General features: G+C 60.7%; 18 protein-coding genes. 8 read left to right on the forward strand and 10 right to left on the reverse strand.

The window, feature by feature from the left end; all coding sequences use genetic code 11:
- Positions 1-415: 415 nt before the first annotated feature.
- On the reverse strand, positions 416-1,192 hold the full coding sequence (locus tag KBY08_RS12615) for a ferredoxin--NADP reductase (protein ID WP_004416059.1): 777 nt from the start codon (positions 1,190-1,192) through the stop codon (positions 416-418).
- A gap of 337 nt (positions 1,193-1,529) precedes the next feature.
- Between KBY08_RS12615 and KBY08_RS12620 the strand changes: the two genes are divergently transcribed.
- Both KBY08_RS12620 and KBY08_RS12625 read left to right on the forward strand, forming a co-directional pair.
- Entirely contained in the window at positions 1,530-1,763 is a 234-nt protein-coding gene (locus tag KBY08_RS12620; RefSeq protein WP_003340758.1) for a helix-turn-helix domain-containing protein, read from the forward strand.
- A 129-nt stretch (positions 1,764-1,892) separates the two neighbouring features.
- The gene (locus KBY08_RS12625; protein WP_024650687.1) at positions 1,893-3,017 is read left to right on the forward strand and encodes a methyltransferase; all 1,125 of its coding nucleotides are present in this window, start codon (positions 1,893-1,895) and stop codon (positions 3,015-3,017) included.
- A 91-nt stretch (positions 3,018-3,108) separates the two neighbouring features.
- Here KBY08_RS12625 and KBY08_RS12630 read toward each other — a convergent pair whose 3' ends face one another.
- From KBY08_RS12630 to KBY08_RS12655, 6 genes are all read right to left on the reverse strand, one after another.
- Positions 3,109-3,276, reverse strand: coding sequence for a DUF2474 domain-containing protein (locus tag KBY08_RS12630; protein WP_002555239.1), 168 nt, complete (start codon positions 3,274-3,276; stop codon positions 3,109-3,111).
- A 21-nt stretch (positions 3,277-3,297) separates the two neighbouring features.
- Positions 3,298-4,305 carry a cytochrome d ubiquinol oxidase subunit II gene (cydB, locus tag KBY08_RS12635; protein ID WP_003396217.1) on the reverse strand — a complete coding sequence of 336 codons (1,008 nt, stop codon included), beginning with the start codon at positions 4,303-4,305 and terminating at the stop codon, positions 3,298-3,300.
- Positions 4,306-4,308: 3 nt separating this feature from the next.
- On the reverse strand, positions 4,309-5,748 hold the full coding sequence (locus KBY08_RS12640; protein ID WP_003399952.1) for a cytochrome ubiquinol oxidase subunit I: 1,440 nt from the start codon (positions 5,746-5,748) through the stop codon (positions 4,309-4,311).
- A gap of 512 nt (positions 5,749-6,260) precedes the next feature.
- Positions 6,261-8,462, reverse strand: coding sequence for a xanthine dehydrogenase family protein molybdopterin-binding subunit (locus tag KBY08_RS12645; protein WP_111522200.1), 2,202 nt, complete (start codon positions 8,460-8,462; stop codon positions 6,261-6,263).
- Complete coding sequence (locus KBY08_RS12650; protein ID WP_003399948.1) at positions 8,459-9,448, reverse strand: FAD binding domain-containing protein; 990 nt, start codon at positions 9,446-9,448, stop codon at positions 8,459-8,461. Before KBY08_RS12650 ends, KBY08_RS12645 begins: the two co-directional genes overlap by 4 nt.
- The gene (locus tag KBY08_RS12655) at positions 9,445-9,975 is read right to left on the reverse strand and encodes a (2Fe-2S)-binding protein (RefSeq protein WP_003368718.1); all 531 of its coding nucleotides are present in this window, start codon (positions 9,973-9,975) and stop codon (positions 9,445-9,447) included. Before KBY08_RS12655 ends, KBY08_RS12650 begins: the two co-directional genes overlap by 4 nt.
- 265 nt (positions 9,976-10,240) lie before the next feature.
- Between KBY08_RS12655 and KBY08_RS12660 the strand changes: the two genes are divergently transcribed.
- The 5 genes from KBY08_RS12660 (at position 10,241) to KBY08_RS12680 (ending at position 16,604) form a co-directional block, all read left to right on the forward strand.
- Positions 10,241-11,536 carry an NCS2 family permease gene (locus KBY08_RS12660; protein ID WP_111522201.1) on the forward strand — a complete coding sequence of 432 codons (1,296 nt, stop codon included), beginning with the start codon at positions 10,241-10,243 and terminating at the stop codon, positions 11,534-11,536.
- Entirely contained in the window at positions 11,533-12,618 is a 1,086-nt protein-coding gene (gene trmA, locus KBY08_RS12665; RefSeq protein ID WP_024641962.1) for a tRNA (uridine(54)-C5)-methyltransferase TrmA, read from the forward strand. Before KBY08_RS12660 ends, trmA begins: the two co-directional genes overlap by 4 nt.
- Positions 12,619-13,260: 642 nt before the next feature.
- Positions 13,261-14,547: an MFS transporter gene (locus KBY08_RS12670; protein ID WP_024640227.1), complete on the forward strand. Its 1,287-nt coding sequence runs from the start codon at positions 13,261-13,263 to the stop codon at positions 14,545-14,547.
- A 172-nt stretch (positions 14,548-14,719) separates the two neighbouring features.
- Entirely contained in the window at positions 14,720-15,610 is an 891-nt protein-coding gene (locus KBY08_RS12675) for a neutral zinc metallopeptidase (protein ID WP_003399938.1), read from the forward strand.
- Between the two features lie 4 nt (positions 15,611-15,614).
- Complete coding sequence (locus tag KBY08_RS12680; protein ID WP_003399936.1) at positions 15,615-16,604, forward strand: hypothetical protein; 990 nt, start codon at positions 15,615-15,617, stop codon at positions 16,602-16,604.
- Between the two features lie 762 nt (positions 16,605-17,366).
- On the opposite strand, the gene KBY08_RS12685 is transcribed toward KBY08_RS12680, so the two are convergent.
- The 3 genes from KBY08_RS12685 to KBY08_RS12695 all read right to left on the reverse strand — a co-directional run bounded on the left by KBY08_RS12685 (position 17,367) and on the right by KBY08_RS12695 (position 19,533).
- Positions 17,367-17,957 (reverse strand): HAD family hydrolase, encoded by a 591-nt coding sequence (locus tag KBY08_RS12685; protein ID WP_024642209.1) that lies wholly within the window; start codon positions 17,955-17,957, stop codon positions 17,367-17,369.
- Positions 17,954-18,823: an acyl-CoA thioesterase II gene (gene tesB / locus KBY08_RS12690; RefSeq protein ID WP_024642208.1), complete on the reverse strand. Its 870-nt coding sequence runs from the start codon at positions 18,821-18,823 to the stop codon at positions 17,954-17,956. Before tesB ends, KBY08_RS12685 begins: the two co-directional genes overlap by 4 nt.
- Before the next feature lie 140 nt (positions 18,824-18,963).
- On the reverse strand, positions 18,964-19,533 hold the full coding sequence (locus tag KBY08_RS12695) for a GNAT family N-acetyltransferase (RefSeq protein WP_003399930.1): 570 nt from the start codon (positions 19,531-19,533) through the stop codon (positions 18,964-18,966).
- A gap of 120 nt (positions 19,534-19,653) precedes the next feature.
- Here KBY08_RS12695 and KBY08_RS12700 point away from each other — a divergent pair, with 120 nt between their 5' ends.
- The gene (locus KBY08_RS12700) at positions 19,654-20,571 is read left to right on the forward strand and encodes a histone deacetylase (protein ID WP_225651153.1); all 918 of its coding nucleotides are present in this window, start codon (positions 19,654-19,656) and stop codon (positions 20,569-20,571) included.
- Positions 20,572-20,574: the final 3 nt, after the last annotated feature.

Consider the following 20,574-nt stretch of genomic DNA (forward strand, 5'->3'; position numbering starts at 1 on the left):
GTGGAATACAGAATGCAGGCCGCCAAGGCAGCGTAGGTGGATAATTGTCCAACCTTCGGGGGTCACACCAGAGCGTGAGGAACGATAGTCATCAGGTTCCGGGCCGTGCCTCTAGCCCGACTACTCTAAAGTGCTTTTCGGACACGATGGCCTGACGACGCAAATTGCGACGTAAGTGACAGGACCAAGTCGGGCCGGAAACGGAGCTGCGGGTTTTGCTTGCTTTGGCCCCATCAAAGTAAGTCGCCGAGGGGCGAAAAGGTGACCTGAGTCGAACCCTATCAAACTGACAAAGAAAAGCCGCTGTGTGACGCAGAGCGTCACGAACTGCATTCCCACGCGGAGCGTGAGGAACGATGGTTATGTGACTATCGTGCCAGTGTTCGACACGATAGCCATCGTTAGCCGTCAACCCTCACCAATACGTCTCCACCGCCACCTGCCCCGGCTTGCGTGACAGGCTCAAGCGCATCTCGCGCTGCTTGAGAATCGCCCGTGTGTCATCGATCATCTGCGGATTGCCGCACAACATCACCCGCGAATGCTCCGGCGTGAGAGCAATGCCGGCCGCGCGCTCAAGCTCCCCGTTTTCGATCAACTGCGTGATACGTCCATTCAATGCGCCCGGATGCTGTTCACGGGTCACCGTGGGCAGAAACAGAAACTTGTCCGCGTATTCAGCCAGGTACTCACGCTGCATCAGTTCGGCAATCAATTGCTGATAGGCCAGCTCGCGTGACTCACGAACGCTGTACACCAGAATCACCCGCTCGAACTTCTCCCAGACCTCGAAATCCTGAAGGATCGACAGAAACGGCGCGACACCCGTGCCTGTGGATAACAGCCAGAGATCGCGCCCATCGACAAAGCGATCCAGGGTCAGATAACCAAACGCCTGCTTTTCCACCAACAGACTGTCGCCCTCACGCAAACGGCTCAACTCGCTGGTGAATTCGCCATCCGGCACCACAATGGAAAAAAACTCCAGAAACTCGTCGTGCGGTGAAGAAACCATCGAATAGGCACGCCATACCACTGAACCGTCGGCCTTGGTCACCCCGAGACGCGCGAACTGTCCGGCACGAAAGCGAAAACCGGGATCACGCGTGGTGCGCAGGGTAAACAGGTTCGCGGTCAGCGGCGTGACACGCTGCAGTGTCTGTCGGGTGAATTTGTCGTCACTGACGGTCATGGTGCGCTTTGAACTCCTGAATATGGAAAGCAGAGCCCAGTGTCCCGCAAAGCAGGCTCGATAAACACCGGCTGTTTGTGATGGATTATCCGGCAACGGGCTCTGCCGCTTAGAGTATTTGGTTCTTGGATCAGCTCCTGACGGGTAGCACATCCACAGGCCAAATTGCCCCGACCCTTCTCGCGCGGGGTTTTCAGCCAGCAGCCCCAGAACACGCAGCTATGTGCCATCAGCCCATCCGTCCGGCTGATCCGCAGCCCGACGGATTGCGGTCTATTTGTTCCCTAGACTGGATAAACACCCAGCAAGGTCTGTACACGTACTGCAAGGAGGCTACATGAACACAATGGACATAAATTTCTCACAGCCCTCGCCAGCAAAAAACCTGACTCAGAGAGAAATCGAAGTCCTCAAGTGGTCCGCCGAAGGCAAAACAGCTGGCGACATCGCAATGATCCTCTGCCTGAAGGAACGCACCATTCACTTCCACATTGCCAGTGCCATTCAAAAAATGGGCGTTTGCAACAAGACGGCTGCCGCCGTACAAGCCGCGCTCAGCGGGATGTTCTGACAAACGGGCAATCACCGCGTAATCAGACAGGTATCGAAACGAAAAAATACGTAAAATCGTCTGTCTCGGCGAGCCCACCTGTCATCGGGCTCACTGACATACCTTCGATTGCACAGAGTTCTCCCGCCAATGCCCCTGCTCATCAGTCCCTTCGCTGAACTTGATCTCATTCGCCAACCCGAGCAACAGGATGAGCCCCTGCAGGCATTCGATGCCGCCGACGAGTACCTGCTCAATCATGTTGCACAGGCAGGGCTCAGCCTGCCCAGTCGGGTTCTGGTGCTCAATGACAGTTTCGGCGCGCTGGCGGCGAGTCTCGCGCCGCATGCCACGGTGATCAGCAGTACCGACTCGTTTCTGGCGGCGCAGGCGCTGGAAAAGAATCTGGCGCGCAACGGCATGAGCTACGACGCAGTACCGCACATCCCGGCCAGCGAAGCGTTGCAGGGGCCCTTCGACTGGGTGCTGATCCGGGTGCCCAAGACCCTGGCGCTGCTGGAAGAGCAACTGATACGCCTGCAAGGTCAACTGGCCCCCGGCGCTCGGGTCATTGCTGCGGCAATGGTCAAGCATTTGCCGCGTTCGGCGGGCGACTTGCTGGAGGAATATGTCGGGCCGGTGCAGGCCTCGCTGGCAGTGAAAAAAGCCAGGCTGCTGTTCGCCACGCCACAGCCAATGGAAGTGCGCACCTCGCCCTATCCGACGCGCTACCGGCTGGATGAGCCGGCCATCGAACTGCTCAACCATGCCAATGTGTTTTGCCGCGACGGGCTGGACATCGGCACTCGCGCCTTCCTGCCGCATCTGCCGAAAAACCTTGGCACGGCAAGGGTCGCAGACCTGGGTTGCGGCAACGGCGTACTGGCCATTGCCAGCGCGCTGGACAACCCGCAGGCGCACTACACGCTGGTCGACGAGTCGTTCATGGCCGTGCAATCGGCAGCCGAGAACTGGCGCGCGACGCTGGGTGATCGCGACGTCCGGGTTCGGGCTGGCGACGGTCTGGAGATGCAGGAGCCTGACTCGCTGGATGTGGTGCTGTGCAACCCGCCCTTCCACCAGCAGCAAGTGGTCGGCGACTTTCTTGCCTGGCGGATGTTTCTGCAGGCGCGTGCCGCGCTGGTGACCGGCGGGGCGCTGTACATCGTCGGTAATCGCCACCTGGGTTATCACACCAAGCTGTCGCGCCTGTTCCGCGGCGTCGAACAAGTGGCCGCCACGCCGAAATTCGTGATTCTGAAAGCCCGCAAGTAACCCACGCTCACGACAAAAAAAGACCCCCTTGCCACGCGAGTGGCAAGAGGGTCGCAAAACGTGTCCGGAGGACACGAACGGGAATTCAGTATCAGTGTGTCGTCAGGCCCGCTGCGCTCATGAACATACGCATCAGGCTGGCGACGATGAACAGCGCGAATACGCTGCCCGCCCAGATTCCGACCAGCCACGCCAGTCGTTGCCAGAGCGGCTTGCTCAGCGCCGGATCAGGATCGTGCATGGAATTTTTACCAGACATCGTCATTCTCCTCGGTTCGGACTAGTGATAACCGTCTGCAGCCGTCACCTTGCCGCGGAACACGTAGTAGCTCCAGAAGGTGTAGCCCAGGATGAACGGAATGATGAACAGCGTGCCCACCAGCATGAAGCCCTGGCTCTGCGGCGGCGCGGCGGCTGTCCAGATCGATACCGAAGGCGGAATGATGTTTGGCCACAAACTGATGCCCAGACCGCTGTAACCCAGAAAGATCAGCAACAGGGTCAGTAGAAACGGCGTGTAGTGGGCATTGCGGGCCACCGCCTTGAACAGACCGTACATGGTCACCAGCACCAGAATCGGTACCGGCATGAACCAGAACAGGTTCGGCATGCTGAACCAGCGATGCGCGATATCAGCGTGGGCCAGCGGCGTCCACAGGCTGACCACGCCCATGACCGCGAGCACCGCAAGGGCCAGCGGACGTGCCAGATCATGCATCGCCTTCTGCAGCGAGCCTTCGGTTTTCATGATCAGCCAGGTGCAGCCCAGTAGCGCGTAAGCGACGATCAAGGCCAGCCCGCAGAACATCGGGAATGGCGAGAGCCAGTCCAGCGAGCCACCGGCAAACTGGCGATCGACCACCGGGATGCCTTCAATGTAGGTACCCAGCGCCACACCCTGAAAGAATGTCGCCGCCAGCGAGCCGCCAATGAATGCCTTGTCCCACCAGTGACGCTTCAGCTCGGTCGCCTTGAAGCGGAACTCGAACGCCACGCCACGGAAGATCAGGCCCATGAGCATGAACATCAGCGGCAGGTACAGCGCAGACAGGACCACCGAGTAGGCCAGCGGGAATGCACCGAACAGTGCCGCACCGCCCAGCACCAGCCAGGTTTCGTTGCCGTCCCAGACCGGCGCGACGGTGTTCATCATCACGTCGCGGTCGGAACTGTCCTTCATGAACGGGAAAAGAATCCCGATACCCAGATCGAAACCGTCCATCACCACGTACATCATGATGCCGAAGACGATGATGATGGCCCAGATCAGCGGAAGATCGATACCCATGGCTTAAATCCCCTTGCCGTGACGGTCAAGATTGTCGCCATCTTCTTCGCCTTCAACAGCAGCGGAGAGCGGACGGGCCGGTGTGCGTTGCTGGCCGGGACCACCGTGCGGCACATGTTCGACATAGGCTTTCGGCCCTTTGCGAACCAGACGCATCATGTAGCCAAGACCGGTGCCGAAGAGCACGAAGTAGACGACCACGAACAGCACCAGGGTGATGCTCATCTGCGCCACGCTGTGCCCGGACGAAGCATCGGCGGTACGCATCAGGCCGTACACGACCCACGGCTGACGGCCGATTTCGGTGGTGAACCAGCCGGCGAGAATAGCGATCAGGCCGGATGGCCCCATCCACAACGCCAGGTACAGGAACGGACGCGAGTTGTACAGCGTGCCGCGCTTGCGCAGCCACAAGCTCCAAAGGCCGGTGAAGATCATCAGCATGCCAAGGGCGACCATGACCCGGAACGACCAGAACACGATCGTCGAATTAGGGCGATCCTCAGGCTTGAATTCCTTGAGCGCAGGCACCTGCTTGTCCAGGCTGTGAGTCAGGATCAGGCTGCCCAGGTACGGAATTTCCACCGCGTACTTGGTACGTTCTTCCTTCATGTCGGGAATGCCGAACAGGATCAGCGGGGTCGGTTCGTCACCAACGTTCTCCCAGTGACCTTCGATGGCCGCAATCTTCGCAGGCTGATGCTTGAGCGTGTTCAGACCGTGGAAGTCACCGACGACAGCCTGGACAGGCGCCACCAGCAGGGCCATCCACATGGCCATCGAGAGCATCTTGCGCACTGCAGGTGTGTCGCGGCCCCGCAACAGATGCCAGGCGGCCGACGAACCGACGAAGAACGCCGTCGCCACGAACGCGGCGATCGCCATGTGCGTCAGGCGATAAGGGAACGACGGGTTGAACACCACAGCGAACCAGTCAGTGGGAATGACCCGACCGTCGATGATCTCGAACCCTTGAGGGGTCTGCATCCAGCTGTTGGACGACAGAATCCAGAAGGTGGAGATCAGCGTGCCGATGGCGACCATTACCGTGGAGAAGAAGTGCAGGTTGCGGCCGACACGATTCCAGCCGAACAGCATGACGCCGAGGAACCCCGCTTCGAGGAAGAACGCGGTCAGCACCTCGTAGGTCAGCAGCGGGCCGGTCACAGCACCTGCGAAGTCGGAGAAGCGGCTCCAGTTGGTGCCGAACTGGTAGGCCATGACAAGCCCGGAAACCACGCCCATGCCGAAGTTGACTGCAAAAATCTTCGACCAGAAGTGGTACAGGTCACGGTAGACGTCATCGCGGGTCTTCAGCCACAGACCTTCGAGCACAGCCAGGTAACTTGCCAGACCGATGGTGATGGCAGGAAACAGGATGTGGAACGAAATCGTGAATGCGAACTGAATCCGGGCGAGATCTATAGCCTCTAAACCGAACATAAGATGTTCCTCTCTCAGATGAAACCTGCTGCCGGCCGCAAGCCAACAGCGATTGCCCCCACGGTAATGAGTGCTTATGTTTCTTTATTCTGGCGTTTCCAATGGCGAAAACGCTGGTCGATGCACTGATCGTTGCCTGAACACACTGATACAGATCAATCGACCATCAAAGAGTAGTCCTGTTCGGCCATTAAAGTCGTGTGGTCTATTGTCGCGTGGCGGGTTGTCTCACCTGCGGAGAACTGCGGCGTCTATCGTTCCTCACGCTCCGCGTGGGAATGCAGTTCGTGACGCTCCGCGTCACACATTGCAGCGTTGACGCCTGATTCAGGCGTTACAAGGTGCACGCACCCTCAAAGCCTGAGCCTGGTTTACGCGCGCTGTCTCGCCGTGCTGAAAATTTGTGACGCAGAGCGTCACGAACTGCATGCCAACGCGGAGCGTTGGCACGATAGGCAGTTGGATTCGCGCTCAGCGGGAGAGCGCCTTGCGAAACGCGAGCAGCTCCATTGTTACAACAGCTTATCCAGCGTGATCGGAAACTCGCGGATACGCTTGCCGGTGGCGTGATAGATCGCGTTGGCAATCGCTGCCGGCACACCGACGATGCCGATTTCGCCGACGCCCTTGGAACCCAGCGCGTTGACGATGTCGTCGTGTTCTTCGACAAACAGCACGTCAATGTCGCCGATGTCAGCGTTCACCGGGATATGGTACTCGGCCAGGCTGTGGTTCATCGGGCGGCCCAGGTCGTGGTCAAGCATCGCCTCTTCCTGAAGCGCCATACCCATGCCCCAGACAACGCCGCCCAGAATCTGGCTGCGCGCCATTTTCGGGTTCACGACCCTGCCCGCTGCCACGGCACTGACCACACGATTGACCTTGATAGTGCCCAGATCCTCGTCGACCAGCACTTCGACGAACACCGCCGAGTGCGTGGCTGCCGCGTAGGCTTCGCGCTTCTTGTCCGGCTCGGCGTCGACTTGCACCTCGATGACACCGTGGGCCTGAGACGCGGCCAGTTCAGCCATCGATAGCGCCTGATCGCCGACGTACAGCTTGCCCGCTTCGAAGCGAACCTCATCCGGCGTCACAGAAGCGAATTGCGGATGCAGCCCTTTGGCAACTTCCAGTACTTGGCGCTGCAAAGCCTGACAGGCCTGTTGCACCGCAGTACCGACTGAAGACACCGTGAACGAGCCGCCCTGCAACGGCGCAGTCGGCAACGAAGAGTCGCCCAGCAGGAAGCTGACGTTATCCACCTCGATACCCGACGATTCTGCAGCGATCTGCGTCATGACGGTATAGGTGCCGGTGCCAATGTCGGTGGTAGCGCTGCTGACCACCAGCGTGCCGTCCGCTTGCAGACGCGCCTTGGCGCTGGCCTTCATCTGCATGGCCTCCCAGACACCACCGGCCATGCCCCAACCGACCAGCTGACGGCCTTGACGCATGCTGCGTGGCTCAGGGTTGCGGCTGGACCAGCCAAAGCGTTCGGCACCCTGTGCGTAGCATTCGCGCAATTCCTTGCTCGAATACGGCTTGTCTTCGTTACCGTTGCGCTCGGCGTAGTTGGTCAGGCGCAGGCGCACCGGATCGATGGCCAACGCGTAAGCCAGCTCATCCATGGCGCATTCCAGGCCGATCATGCCCAAGGCAGCACCCGGCGCACGCATGTCGAGCGGCGTGAACACGTCCAGCGGCACCAGTTTGTAGGTCAACTGCACGTTGTCGCAGTGGTAGAGCATGCCGCTCCATTCCACGACGTGTTCGCTGAAGTCCTCGAAACGCGAAGTCTGCCCGATGGCTTCATGACCGACCGCCAGCAAACGACCGTTGGCAGCCGCGCCCAGACGCAGGCGCTGAATGGTGCGCGGGCGATAACCGAAGGTGAACATCTGCTGGCGGGTCAGCGTCAGGCGCACGGAGCGCTTGAGGTGCAGTGCAGCCATTACTGCCAGCGGCAGTTGATATTGCGGGCGCAGGCCAGAACCGAAGGCACCACCGACGAAAGCGGCCAGCACGCGGATCTTGTCCTTTTCCAGACCGAACACCTTGTGCAGATAGTCCTGACAGTTTTGCGTGCCCTGGGTCTTGTCGTGAATCTGCAAGCTGCCGTCAGCCTGATACAGGACAGTCGACGCATGCGGCTCCATCGGGTTGTGGTACTCGCTGGGCGTGCTGTACGTCACGTCCACGCTCAGCGCGGAGCTGGCCAGTTCGCCTTCGAAGTTGCCACGCGGCGGCGGCAATTCGGCAGGCGCGTCATAGGCGGTGTCGAGCATGGCCTGCAGATCGGTCTGGTGCTCCTGCTGCTCGTATTCGATACGCACCAGCGAGCCCGCGTGACGCGCCAGTTCCAACGTATCGGCAACGACCAGCGCGAGCGGTTGGCCGCTGTACATGACGTTGTCGTTGTAAAAAGGACGAAACGGCGAACCGTCGGCCGAATCGGCGTCCTCATAGTTTTCGTCATAGCTGGCCAGCCACGGACGATTGGTGTGGTCGATGACCGCGACCACACCCGGAACCTTCATTGCCTCGCTCTTATCGATGCTGGCGACGCGACCGTTGGCGATGGTGCTGGAGACCACGCTGCCATACAGCAACCCTTCTTCAGGGTATTCACCGGCGTAACGCGCGCCCCCGGTCACTTTCAATCGGCCGTCGACGCGGTCCACAGGCTTGCCCATTGGCGAAAATGGCTGGTTCATTGGGCGCTCCCTCCTGTTGCGGCATCGCTCAAGGCACGAATGATCGCGCGGCGGGCCAGTCTGACTTTGAAACCGTTGTGCTCCAGAGGCTGCGCATCTTCAAGCATGGCGTCTGCAGCAGCGGCGAAGTTCTCGCGAGTGACCGGCTTGCCGACCAGCAGCGCTTCGACCGCCTTGTCGCGCCATGGCTTGTGCGCGACACCGCCCAATGCCAGACGCACGTCGCGAATCACATCGCCGTCCATATCGATGGCGGCAGCCACCGATATCAGGGCAAACGCATAGGACGCACGGTCGCGGATCTTCAGATAAGCGTTGTGGCTGACAAAGCCGTTTGCAGGCAGTTCGACGGCGACGATCAACTCATCGTCGGCCAGTTGATTGTCCCGTTGCGGAGCATCACCCGGCAGGCGATGGAAATCAGCAAACTCGATAGTGCGGCGGCCGGCACGTCCTTGAACATGCACCACGGCTTCCAGCGCAGCGAGTGCCACGCACATGTCGGACGGGTGAGTCGCGACGCAGTCTTCGCTGGCACCCAGGATCGCGTGAATGCGATTCACGCCCGTACGCGCCGGGCAGCCACTGCCTGGCTCACGCTTGTTGCACGGCACGCCGGTGTCATAGAAGTAATAGCAGCGGGTGCGTTGCAGCAGGTTGCCGCCGGTGCTGGCCATGTTGCGCAACTGCGGCGAAGCACCGGCCAGCACGGCTTTGCTCAGCAGCGGGTAACGCGCTTCGATCAGCGGGTGATAGGCCAGGTCGGCGTTGCTGACCAACGCACCGATCATCAGACCGCCCGAGGCAGTTTCACTGACATCCCTTAAAGGCAGGCCGGTGATGTCGATCAGGTGCTCTGGCGTGGCGACGTTTTCTTTCATCAGGTCAAGCAGATTGGTGCCGCCTGCAATGAAACGCGTGGCCGGGCCGCTCAGGTTGACCGCAGCGGTGATGTCGGTCGGCTTGCTGTAGGTAAACGGATTCATGCGTTCACCTCCGGCTTCGGCGCTGCGTTGTGGAACTGCGGCAGCGCCTCTTCGACGGCGGCGAGAATATTGCTGTAGGCACCGCAACGGCACAGGTTACCGCTCATCAGTTCCTGAATCTCGGCACGCGTGCTGGCGCGCCCCTCATTGGCAAGCCCGACAGCCGAGCAGATTTGCCCGGGCGTGCAGTAGCCGCACTGGAACGCATCGTTCTTGATGAACGCCTGCTGCATGGGATGCAACTGGTCGCCATCAGCCAGGCCTTCAATGGTGGTCAGCTCGGCGCCATCACACATGATCGCCAGCGTCAGGCAGGCATTGATGCGCGTGCCGTCGCGCAGTACGGTACACGCACCGCACTGGCCGTGGTCGCAGCCTTTCTTGGTGCCGACCAGATCGAGCTGATCACGCAGCAAGTCCAGCAAGGTGGTCCAGGGCAGCACATCCAGTTGGCGGAGCTGTCCGTTCAGGGTCAGGGAAATCGCGTGGGTGGCGAAGTCCTGGGGGTTCGGGGTCGTTGCACTCATGGAAACCTCACGGTAGGCGGTCACTTAGCGCACTTTTTATGCGTCTTAAGGGGTGGGACTTCGCGAGGTTTGCAACGTTCAGGCTTTCTTGATGGGCGTACTTGTCATTGAAAGGCCGTCATCCACAGGCAGCCATCCCGCCAAGCTGCTGGTATGATGCGCGGCTTTTTCCGACCCGCAAAAATCAAACGGGCTGCCCTGCAGTCTGTGCATTGCTGTTGGAGTCGATCATTCACGACGCGCGCCGCGTCACGGAGAGCCAGACATGCTGGAAAGGCTGTTTCAACTCAAGGCACACAACACCAACGTGCGAACCGAGATTCTTGCGGGCGTCACGACTTTCCTGGCGATGGCTTACATCCTGTTCGTCAACCCGAGCATCCTCGGCGAAACCGGCATGGACAAGGGCGCGGTATTCGTCGCCACCTGCCTGGCGGCGGCCATCGGCTCGACAGTGATGGGCCTGATCGCCAACTACCCGATCGCCCTGGCACCGGGCATGGGCCTGAACGCCTTCTTTACCTACACCGTGGTCCTGCACATGGGCCACAGCTGGCAGGTAGCGCTGGGCGCGGTGTTCATTTCAGCGGTGATGTTCTTCATCCTGTCGATCTTCCGGATCCGTGAATGGATCATCAATAGCATTCCCCTGCCCCTGCGTTCGGCGATTGCGGCCGGTATCGGCCTGTTTCTGGCGCTGATCGCCCTGCATAACGCCGGTATCGTGGTCAGCAACCCGGCGACCATGGTCGGCATGGGCGATCTCAAGCAGCCAGCCCCGGTACTGGCGACGCTGGGCTTCTTTCTGATCGTGGCCCTGGATTACCTCAAGGTTCGCGGCGCCGTGCTGATCGGCATCCTCGCGGTCACTCTGGTGTCTATCGCCCTGGGCTTCTCACCGTTTGGCGGAGTGGTGTCGATGCCGCCTTCGCTGGCACCGACCTTCATGCAACTGGACATCATGGGTGCGCTGGACGTAGGTCTGGTCAGCATCATCTTCGCCTTCCTGTTCGTCGACATCTTCGACAACTCCGGCACGCTGATCGGCGTGGCCAAACGCGCCGGGCTGATGGGCAAGGACGGGCACATGCCGAAGATGGGCCGTGCGCTGATCGCCGACAGTACTGCCGCGATGGCCGGTTCCCTGCTGGGCACCTCGACCACCACCAGCTACATCGAGTCGGCTGCAGGCGTGAGTGCCGGTGGCCGCACAGGTCTGACTGCAGTGGTAGTCGCCGTGCTGTTCCTGCTGGCGCTGTTCTTCGCTCCGCTGGCCGGCAGCGTGCCCGCCTTCGCGACGGCACCCGCGCTGCTGTTCGTCGCTGTGTTGATGGCGTCCGGCATGGCGGAAATCGACTGGGATGACATCACGGTCGCAGCGCCAGTAGTCATCACGACCCTGGCCATGCCATTCACCTACTCCATCGCCAACGGCATTGCCTTTGGCTTCATTTCCTGGACAGCGATCAAGCTGCTGTCGGGACGCTGGCGCGAGCTGAATTCGGCGCTGGTGATCCTGTCGATCCTGTTCGTGATCAAGCTGGGCTGGTTCAACGCATGAGTGTTCCCTTCGACCCTGCGAGCTACGACCGTCAGCTCGAAGAAAAAACCGTCCGCCTGCGCGAGTTGCTGGCGCCGTTCGATGCTCCCGAACCACAGGTGTTCGACTCGCCACGCGAACACTATCGGCTGCGCGCCGAGTTCCGCCTGTGGCGCGAAGACCAGAAGCGCTATTACGCGATGTTCGCGCCGGGCGACAACAGGACGCCGATCCTGCTCGAAGGCCTGCCGATCGCCAGCGAGCGCATCAACGCGCTGATGCCGGTGCTGCGCGAGCGCTGGGAAGCCAGCCCGACGTTGAACCACAAGCTGTTTCAGGTGGACTTCCTGACCACGCTGGCAGGCGACGCGATGATCACCCTGTGTTATCACCGCCCGCTGGACGCCGAATGGCAGGCCGCCGCCGCGCAACTGGCCGCCGAACTGGACGTCAGCCTGATTGGCCGCTCCAAGGGGCAGAAGCTGGTCATCGGTCATGATTACGTGACCGAGAAGCTCGACGTGGCTGGCCGCACCTACAGTTACCGGCAACCGGAAGGCGCTTTCACCCAGCCCAACGGCACGGTGAACGGCAAGATGCTCAACTGGGCCTTCGATGCGCTGGGCGAGCGGCAGGACGACCTGCTGGAGCTGTATTGCGGCAATGGCAACTTCACCCTGCCGCTGGCTACACGCGTGCGCAAGGTGCTGGCCACCGAAATCAGCAAGACCTCGGTCAATGCGGCGCTGAGCAACCTGGATGACAACGGCGTGGACAACGTCACGCTGGTGCGTCTGTCGGCCGAAGAACTGACCGAAGCCCTGAACGAAGTGCGCCCGTTCCGCCGTCTGCACGGCGTGGACTTGAAGAGCTACGATTTTGGCAGCGTGTTCGTCGACCCGCCGCGCTCCGGCATGGACCCGGACACCTGCGAACTGACCCGGCGCTTCGAGCGCATTCTGTACATATCCTGCAACCCGGAAACCCTGGCCGCCAACATCGCCCAACTGCACGACACCCACCGGGTCGAGCGCTGCGCACTGTTCGATCAGTTTCCGTACACCCACCACATGGAATCGGGCGTGCTGCTGGTTAGGCGCTGAGGCTCCTCTGACTGACTATCGTGCCGACGCTCCGCGTTGGCATGCCGTTCTGGACGCTGCGCGTCCTATCCTGAACATGCGGCGCGACGCAGATCTGTGACGCAGAGCGTCACGAACGGCATTCCCACGCTGGAGCGTGAGGAACGATAATCTCGACTATCGTGCCGACGCTCCGCGTTGGCATGCCGTTCTGGACGCTGCGCGTCCTATCCTGAACATGCGGCGCGGCGTAGATCTTTGACGCAGAGCGTCACCCACGGCATTCCCACGGAACGATAATCCCGACTATCGTGCGGCGCTCTGCGTCGCATGCCGTTCCGGACGCTCCGCGTCCTATCCCGACGTGCGGCGCGACGCAGATCTGTGACGCAGAGCGTCACCCACGGCATTCCCACGCTGGAGCGTGAGGAACGATAATCCCGACTGTCGTGCGGCGCTCTGCGTCGCATGCCGTTCCGGACGCTCCGCGTCCTCTTGCGACGCGGAGCGTCGTGAAATGCATTCCCATACTGGAGCGTGAGGAACGAGAGTTCTTTCATGCTCGTCAACTGCGAAACTGTCAGAATATTTATTAGCTTCCTATCGATACGCTGGGGTATAAACCAAAAACCTGAATCAGCTGCTTCGATGGGATCCTTTTTCTTGAGCTCCGAGTCTTCCGCGCCTTCTGTACCGGTCAAGTTGTCCAGCCAGCCCGGTTTCGTCAGTTTTATCCTCTCGCGCCTGATGGCGGTGTTCGCCATGCAGATTCAGGCGGTGGTCGTTGCCTGGCAGGTTTATGACATGACCCGCGAGCCGATGGCGCTGGCCTATGTGGGCCTTGCTCAGTTCATTCCCATGTTGCTGCTGTTGATGCCTGCCGGGGATCTGATCGACCGCTACAACCGCAAGGTCATCCTGATGCTCAGTTGGGGTGTGCAGGCGATCTGTGGGGTCATTCTGCTGGTGTTCTCGGCACTGAAGCTGCAAGACCTGCGGCTGATCTACGGCGCGCTGATGCTGTATGGCTGCGCCCGCGCTTTTACCGGTCCGGCGCTGCAAAGCCTGCTGCCACAGATTGTCCCGCGCGACCAACTGGCCTCGGCCATCGCCACCAACAGCGTGATCATGCGCTGTTCGACCGTCGGTGGGCCGCTGATCGGTGGCTATCTGTACTGGCTGGGCGGCGCAGAGCTGACCTATTCGGTCTGCGTCGCAGCATTTATCGCCGGCATCCTGTTTCTGGCCCCCGTGGCAACGCCCTTTGCCGGCAAGCCGGTGGAACTGGGTTCCAGCGCCTGGGGCCGGTTCACCGCGGGCATTGCCTTCATTCGCTCGCGGCCGATCATCCTCGGCACCATTTCGCTGGACCTGTTCGCCGTGCTGCTCGGCGGCGTGGTGGCGCTGCTGCCGATCTACGCCCATGAAGTGTTGCACCTCGGGCCGCAGGGGCTGGGCATGCTGCGTGCGTCGATGAGCCTGGGTGAACTGGGCGTCGGCATTTACCTGAGCATGCGCCCGCTGCAGCGCAACGTCGGCATGACCATGTTTCTCGCCGTCGGCCTGTTCGGCGTCGCGAATCTGGTGTTTGCCCTGTCGACCCTGTTCTGGCTGTCATGCCTGGCCCTGCTGATCGCGGGCGCGGCGGACATGGTCAGCGTGTTCATTCGTTCAGCGCTGGTGCAGTTCTCGACGCCGGACAACATGCGCGGCCGGGTCAATGCCGTGAACATGCTGTTTATTGGCTCCTCCAACGAACTGGGCGAGTTCCGTGCAGGCACCAGTGCCTCGCTGGTCGGCGCAATCCCTGCCGCAATCCTGGGTGGCGTCTGCACGCTGGGCGTGGTCGGCGCCTGGATGACGGGCTTCAAGTCATTGCGCCAGGTCGACCGTTTTGCCGACGCCTCGCCGCCGGACGTGCTCAACGCGCAGCCCGTCAAACAGGCCTGACGGCGGCAGGTTTCAGCAAAACACAGCCACGGCACAGCTTGCGCGAACCAATCAGCCTCGCCGCACCTCTATACCCTCGCATTCTGCACACGACGCTGGCCGGAACACGCCGGACTGGCGCATTCGCGTATCAGCAGCGAAACTAATTGCACGAAAAGAAGAGGGATCCGACATGCTCTGGAAAAAAGGCCGACGCAGCGACAATGTAGTCGATGCGCGCGATGGCGGCAGCAGTGGTGGCGGCGGTGGCATGCGCATCGGCGGCAAGGGGCTGGGTCTGGGCGGCATCGTGATCATCGTCGCCATCGGCCTGCTGACCGGCCAGGACCCGATGCAGATTCTCGGACAACTGACCGGACAAGTGACCGAGCAAAGCGCTCCACCCAGCGCGCAAACGCGTGAAGCGCCGCCGGCCAACGACCAGCAGGCCGAATTCGTGCGCAGCATCCTTGGCGATACCGAGGACACCTGGCGTGCCGTGTTCGCCCAGAACGGTCGCGAATACAAGGACCCCACGCTGGTGTTGTTCAGCGGCCAGGTGAACTCGGCCTGCGGTCGCGCTACGTCGGCAACCGGTCCGTTCTATTGCCCGGCTGACCAGCAGGTCTATCTGGACATGGAGTTCTTCCGTGAAATGGCCCAGCGCTTTTCCGCCGCTGGCGACTTCGCCCAGGCTTACGTGATCGCCCATGAAGTCGGGCACCATGTGCAGACCCTGCTGGGCATTTCCGCCAAGGTCGACAAGGCTCGCCAGGCCGGGCAAAAAATGGAAGGAGCCAACGGTTTACTGGTCCGCCAGGAGCTGCAAGCGGACTGCTTTGCCGGTGTTTGGGCGTACAACGCACAAAATCGTTTGAACTGGCTCGAGCCGGGTGATATTGAAGAAGCATTGAACGCGGCCAACGCTATCGGCGATGATCGCTTGCAACAGCAAAGCAGTGGTCGAGTCGCTCCGGACTCCTTCACTCACGGCACGTCTGCACAGCGTGTACGCTGGTTCAAGGCAGGCTTTGCCCAAGGTCAAATCAATCAATGCGATACATTCGCCGCCAAGAGTCTCTGAGCACATGATTAAACCGCTTCTGGTCCTGTTGTTGAGCACTGCCTTCGTGAGCCTCGGGGCGCATGCCGAGGATCAAGCGGTCAATTCCATCAGCCCGGATCGCCTCGCCATCAATGGCGCCGAGGCGACCCTCGGGCTGAGCCAGGAGTGGGTACACCCCAAGCCGAAGATCGAGCGCGTGGTGATCGTCCTGCACGGTCGCCTGCGCAATGCGCAAACCTACCTGCGCAGCATCGAACGTGCGGCCAACCAGTCCAGAGAGCGCGGCAAGACCCTGCTGATCGCCCCGCAATTCCTGGATGAAAAGGATATCGTCGCGCACCACTTGCCGGACTCGATCCTGCGCTGGCGCCAGAACAGCTGGATGGAAGGCGCAACCTCCACCGATCCCAAGCCGGTCAGCTCGTTTCTGGTGCTGGACCACATCCTCAAGCGCCTGAGCGACAGCAAGCTGTTCCCCAACCTGAAGGAAATCGTCATTGCCGGGCACTCCGGTGGTGCCCAGGTGGTGCAGCGCTACGCGATGATCGGCGGCAAGGAAGACGCCCTGCTGCAGCGTGAAGGGGTGAAGCTGCGCTACGTGATCGCCAATCCGTCGTCCTACGCCTATTTCGACGCGGAACGGCCTGAGCCGGTAACCGCGCAAAGCTGCCCGAACTTCAACGACTGGAAATACGGCCTCAACAAGATGCCGTTCTACTCGGGCAAGGAAAAGCCGGCTGACATCGAGAAGAATTACGTGAAGCGCGACATCACTTACCTGATGGGCGAGCTGGACACCGACCGTAATCACCCGGCGCTAGACAAGACCTGTGCCGCCGAAGCGCAAGGCGCCTACCGCCTGATTCGCGGGCAGAACTACTTCAACTATCTGCAGAAGCGTCACCCCGAGGGGCTGAACCAGCGCCTGGTGATCGTGCCGAAAGTCGGCCACAACGGCGACGGGATCTTCACCTCACCGGAAGGCCAGGCGGTGCTGTTCAAGCCGTTTTGAGTGGTATTGATATAACTATCGTCCCCACGCTCCGCGTGCAACGCTACATACAAGTCCGCTTTTGATTCTGGCCGGAGGCCGTGGGAGCGAACTTGTTCGCGAAAGGGTCAACATAATCGTCGAAAATGCATCGACTGAAATACCGTCTTCGCGAGCAAGCTCGCTCCCACAAGATCAGCGCTGCTGCAGAACATCTACGTGGCTCGAAAACACCCCCTACCTGCGGGAGTGATCCACAGGGCTTGAAAACACGCCGGACCTGTGGGAGTGAGCTTGCTCACGAAGAGGCCGGTGCAGTCGCTGAAAATCTATATATCCGTGACTAAGCCTTCGCGAGCAAGCTCGCTCCCACAAGGTCAGCGCTGCTGCAGAACATCTACGTGGCTCGAAAACACCACCGACCTGCGGGAGTGATCCACAGGGCTTGAAAACACGCCGGACCTGTGGGAGTGAGCTTGCTTACGAAGGGGCCGGGGCAGTCGCTGAAAATCTATATATCCGTGACTACGCCTTCGCGAGCAAGCTCGCACAAGATCAGCGATGCTGCAGAACACCTATGTGGCTCGAAAACACCACCGACCTGCGGGAGTGATCCACAGGGCTTGAAAACACGCCGGACCTGTGGGAGCGAGCTTGCTCACGAAGAGGCCGGGGCAGTCGCTGAAAATCTATATATCCGTTACTAAGCCTTCGCGAGCAAGCTCCCACAAAGACTTGTGGATAACGGTGAGCGCTCCGCATTGCCACGATAGGCAACTCAGATCACCCCAGCATCCCGCGCAGCGCTATGCAATTCTCTGCATGCCAGTCAGTCAGCTCCGGCCAGGGATTGTCTTTCAGGTTGACCAGAATGGTCTTGGCGCCTGCCGCACGGCCGCAGTTCAGGTCATGCATGTAGTCGCCGATCATGACCATCTTCTCCGGCTCGACACTCCAGCGCGTGGCCAGCTGCAGTAAACCCGCCGGATCCGGTTTGGGAGTCGCCTCGTCGCGGCCCAGTACATCCTCGACGGCAAAGCAGTCAGCCAGGCCGATGGCCTTCAAGGTGATATACGCCAGCTCCTGAGCGTTACGGGTGAGTATGCCCAGTCGATAACCGCGCGCCGACAATTCGCGAACCAGCTCGACCGCGCCTTCGGCAGGCTGCGAAGCCAGTGCCAGCTCGCGCTCATGCTCCAGCAGCCAGGCGTGCTTGGCCGCCGATTCCTCAGCGGGCAACGCAGCAAGATGCCCGAGAATGTCATCGTCCTGGGGGATGCCCAATTCACGTTTGATGGCCGGGAAGTCGTGGATAGGGACGGTCAAGGTACCGTCCATGTCGAACACCCAGTGCCGTATACCTTCGAGTGTCATGCCCAATCCTTACGATGGCGGATCAGCCCTTCCTGACTGACCGATGCGACCAGTTGCCCGGTGCGGTTGAAGATACTGCCGCGCGAGAAGCCGCGCGAGTTGCCTGCCCAGGGGCTGTCCATCGCGTAGAGCAGCCAGTCATCGGCACGCAGGTCGTTATGGAACCACAGCGAATGGTCAAGGCTGGCGACCTGCATGTCGCGCTGCCAGACGGTCTTGCCGTGCGGCAGCAGGGATGTGGTCAGCAAGTTGAAGTCGGAGGCATAGGCGAGCATGTAACGATGCAGCGCCTGCACGTCCGGGAGGCTGCCATCGGCGCGGAACCACACGTATTTGACGGGATCGCCGGGCTTGGGATCGTACGGATCTTCAGCGGTCACCGGGCGGAACTGAATCGGCTTGGGGCGCAGAAACTTGTCGTGCATCGCTTCAGGAATCAGGTGCGCGCGGCGGGTCAGCAACTCCAGCTCGGACGGCAGGTCTTCCGGGCCGACAATCTTCGGCATCGTCGCCTGGTGCTCGAAGCCCTCTTCGTCGTACTGAAACGAAGCGCTGCAGGTGAAGATCGGCTTGCCCTTCTGAATGGCAGTGACACGGCGCGTGCTGAAGCTGCCACCGTCACGCACACGGTCCACCTGATAGACCACCGGCAAACCGGCATCGCCGGGACGCAGAAAGTAGCCGTGCAGCGAGTGAACATGACGGTCCTCTTCAACTGTCTGACTGGCGGCAGACAGCGACTGACCCAGCACCTGACCACCAAACAACTGGCGAAAGCCCAGATCCTGGCTATGACCGCGGAACAGGTTTTCTTCAATGGCTTCCAGCGTCAGCAACTCAACCAGATCATCCAGCACTTGGCTCATTCTCATTCCTCTCGTACATCGACTTTGCACTTGTACGGCAACAGCAGTCGCTGCATTTTCCCACAGGCCTCGGGCCCGTCCCCGCTGGAATGGAATGATACAGATTTAAGATGGTTGGCTTAATTCAATCTGCACCCGGATCAAGGCTTCAGCGTCTTGAGCCACTGCTCATGGCTGATCCGGTACAGCACGTGCGGTTTGAGCGGGTGGCCGTCCGCAAGATTGGGGTGATCGAAGTTGCCGGACTCATCCTGCTGCATGCCGATTGCCTGCATCACCTTTTGCGACGGCTGATTGTTGACCGCCGTGAACGACACGATCTCCTTCAGCTCCAGGCGCTCGAAACCACAGCCCAGCGCGGTCCAGGCCGCCTCGCTGGCAAAGCCCAGGCCCCAGTGTTTGTGCGCCAGCCGCCAGCCGATTTCCACGGCCGGGGTGAACGGTGCCTTGAAACCCACGACATGCAGCCCGGTGAAACCTATGAACTCGCCGGTGTCCTTGCGCTCCAGCGCCCAGAACCCGAAGCCCAGTTCGGCAAAATGACCACGCAGCCGCCCGATCATGGCAGCACTTTCGAGACGGCTCAGGGGGTCTGGAAAATAGCGCATGACACGAGGGTCCGCGCACATGTCGGCGAACGCCGGCAAGTCATCGTCACGCCACTGCCGCATCAGCAGTCGGGCGCTATCAAGCTTGAGTATCGGTTCCATCGATTCCCCCGTGTCACGAGACATGAATGGGCGTCAGTGCAGCCATCTGCTGCGCCACACAACTGGGCGTACGGATGCTTTACTGGCACTATCGGGCTTCGGCCCTCTAACGGACGCAAAATGTCCCTACCGCTTATCTACCATGAAGACTACAGCCCGGACTTCCCGGCGGATCATCGCTTCCCGATGGACAAGTTTCGTTTGTTGCGCGATTACTTGATCGACAGCGGCATGACCAGTGACGTTCAATTAATGCGTCCCGAGTTGTGCCCGGCGGACATTCTGGCGCTGGCTCATGATCCGTCCTACATCAGCCGCTACCTTAGCGGTGATCTGTCGCGCGAAGACCAGCGGCGTCTCGGACTGCCGTGGAGCGAGGCTCTGGCACGCCGAACCATCCGTGCGGTAGGCGGCTCACTGCTGACCGCCGAACAGGCCCTCAAGCATGGCCTGGCCTGCCACCTGGCGGGCGGCACCCACCATGCGCACTATGACTACCCGGCGGGTTTCTGCATTTTCAATGACCTGGCGGTGATCAGTCAGTACCTGCTGCAAAGCGGCCGCGTGGACAAGGTGCTGATCTTTGACTGCGATGTGCATCAGGGTGACGGCACGGCGCGCATTCTGGCCGATACCGAGGACGCCATTACCGTCTCGCTGCACTGCGAAAAGAACTTCCCGGCACGCAAGGCGCAGAGCGACTGGGACATCCCGCTGCCGATGGGCATGGGCGACGCCGACTACCTGAACGTCGTCGATGACCTGCTCAACTACCTGCTGCCGCTCTATAAGCCGGACCTGGTGCTGTATGACGCAGGCGTCGATGTCCACAAGGACGATGCGCTGGGCTATCTGCAACTCACCGACCAGGGGCTGGCCAATCGCGACGAAGCGGTGCTGCGTCATTGCCTGAGCCGCGACATTCCGGTCATGGGCGTGATCGGCGGTGGCTACAGCAAGGACCGCTTGGCACTGGCAAGGCGCCACGGAATCCTCCATCACAGTGCGCAACGGGTCTGGAACGACATGGGCCTGTGAGCC

This window comes from Pseudomonas sp. P135 (assembly GCF_020312125.1).
GTDB classification, from domain to species: Bacteria; Pseudomonadota; Gammaproteobacteria; order Pseudomonadales; family Pseudomonadaceae; genus Aquipseudomonas; species Aquipseudomonas fragariae.

What these genes read in the sequence shown, in the direction of transcription:
- KBY08_RS12615 (WP_004416059.1), bottom strand. Translation starts at nt 1,192, where the DNA reads ATGACCGTCAGTGACGACAAATTCACCCGACAGACACTGCAGCGTGTC.
- KBY08_RS12620 (WP_003340758.1), top strand. Translation starts at nt 1,530, where the DNA reads ATGAACACAATGGACATAAATTTCTCACAGCCCTCGCCAGCAAAAAAC.
- KBY08_RS12625 (WP_024650687.1), top strand. Translation starts at nt 1,893, where the DNA reads ATGCCCCTGCTCATCAGTCCCTTCGCTGAACTTGATCTCATTCGCCAA.
- KBY08_RS12630 (WP_002555239.1), bottom strand. Translation starts at nt 3,276, where the DNA reads ATGTCTGGTAAAAATTCCATGCACGATCCTGATCCGGCGCTGAGCAAG.
- cydB (WP_003396217.1), bottom strand. Translation starts at nt 4,305, where the DNA reads ATGGGTATCGATCTTCCGCTGATCTGGGCCATCATCATCGTCTTCGGC.
- KBY08_RS12640 (WP_003399952.1), bottom strand. Translation starts at nt 5,748, where the DNA reads ATGTTCGGTTTAGAGGCTATAGATCTCGCCCGGATTCAGTTCGCATTC.
- KBY08_RS12645 (WP_111522200.1), bottom strand. Translation starts at nt 8,462, where the DNA reads ATGAACCAGCCATTTTCGCCAATGGGCAAGCCTGTGGACCGCGTCGAC.
- KBY08_RS12650 (WP_003399948.1), bottom strand. Translation starts at nt 9,448, where the DNA reads ATGAATCCGTTTACCTACAGCAAGCCGACCGACATCACCGCTGCGGTC.
- KBY08_RS12655 (WP_003368718.1), bottom strand. Translation starts at nt 9,975, where the DNA reads ATGAGTGCAACGACCCCGAACCCCCAGGACTTCGCCACCCACGCGATT.
- KBY08_RS12660 (WP_111522201.1), top strand. Translation starts at nt 10,241, where the DNA reads ATGCTGGAAAGGCTGTTTCAACTCAAGGCACACAACACCAACGTGCGA.
- trmA (WP_024641962.1), top strand. Translation starts at nt 11,533, where the DNA reads ATGAGTGTTCCCTTCGACCCTGCGAGCTACGACCGTCAGCTCGAAGAA.
- KBY08_RS12675 (WP_003399938.1), top strand. Translation starts at nt 14,720, where the DNA reads ATGCTCTGGAAAAAAGGCCGACGCAGCGACAATGTAGTCGATGCGCGC.
- KBY08_RS12680 (WP_003399936.1), top strand. Translation starts at nt 15,615, where the DNA reads ATGATTAAACCGCTTCTGGTCCTGTTGTTGAGCACTGCCTTCGTGAGC.
- KBY08_RS12685 (WP_024642209.1), bottom strand. Translation starts at nt 17,957, where the DNA reads ATGACACTCGAAGGTATACGGCACTGGGTGTTCGACATGGACGGTACC.
- tesB (WP_024642208.1), bottom strand. Translation starts at nt 18,823, where the DNA reads ATGAGCCAAGTGCTGGATGATCTGGTTGAGTTGCTGACGCTGGAAGCC.
- KBY08_RS12695 (WP_003399930.1), bottom strand. Translation starts at nt 19,533, where the DNA reads ATGGAACCGATACTCAAGCTTGATAGCGCCCGACTGCTGATGCGGCAG.
- KBY08_RS12700 (WP_225651153.1), top strand. Translation starts at nt 19,654, where the DNA reads ATGTCCCTACCGCTTATCTACCATGAAGACTACAGCCCGGACTTCCCG.